Genomic DNA, 842 nt, shown 5'->3' on the forward strand with positions numbered 1-842 from the left:
CGTCGACCGCGCCGCTGCCCACCTTGACCTGCTGGGAGCGGAAGGTGCGCAGGTCCAGCAGGTGCAGGTCGGCGAGGTTGCCGAAGCGCAGCCGCCGGTAGACGGTGCCGGCGGTCGAGGTGCGGACGGGCATCCACTCGAAGTAGGCCTGCTTGGCCGCGGCCGCGCGGGCCGCCCAGTCGCCCTCGGCGCCCGGGGTGTGGTTCTCCGCGCCGCCCGACCAGGCGTCGTTGGCGAACTCGTGGTCGTCCCAGATCGCGACGATCGCGTGCGCGGCGTGCAGCGCCTGGAGGTCGGCGTCGGTCTTGTACGCGCCGTGCCGGGTCCGGTAGTCGGCGAGGGTGAGGATCTCGTGCTTCGGCTCGGGCGCGCGTACGACGTACTTCGCCTCGGGGTACGCCCCGTTCGCGTACTCGTATATGTAGTCGCCGAGGTGCAGGATCGCGTGCAGGTCGGTGCGGGCGGCCAGGTGGCGGTAGGCCGAGAACCAGCCGGACTCCCAGTTGGCGCAGGACACCACGCCGAAGCGGACCCCGGGGGTGCTCGCGTCGTGGCCCGGGGCGGTCAGGGTGCGCCCGACCGGGGAGACGGCGGCGCCCGCGGTGAACCGGTAGAAGTACGGGGTCTGCGGCCGCAGACCGCGGACGTCCGCCTTGACCGTGTGGTCGGTGGCGGCGGTCGCGGTGACGGAGCCGCTCGCCGTGATCCGGGTGAAGGCCTTGTCCTCGGCGACCTCCCAGGTCACCTGGGTGGCCGGGCCGGTGCCGGAGCCGGGAACGGCCTCGGGGGTCGGGGTGACGCGGGTCCACAGCAGGATCCCGTCCGGCAGCGGGTCGCCGGAG

Annotated in this window: 1 protein-coding gene; it reads right to left on the reverse strand. The window is 73.8% G+C overall.

The window, feature by feature from the left end; translation table 11 throughout:
* Window positions 1-842, reverse strand: an 842-nt coding sequence (locus G3I78_RS46375; RefSeq protein ID WP_203616468.1) for an alkaline phosphatase D family protein, incomplete at both ends; no start/stop codon positions are given.

Source organism: Streptomyces sp. SID13726 (genome assembly GCF_010548375.1).
Taxonomy (GTDB): domain Bacteria; phylum Actinomycetota; class Actinomycetes; order Streptomycetales; family Streptomycetaceae; genus Streptomyces.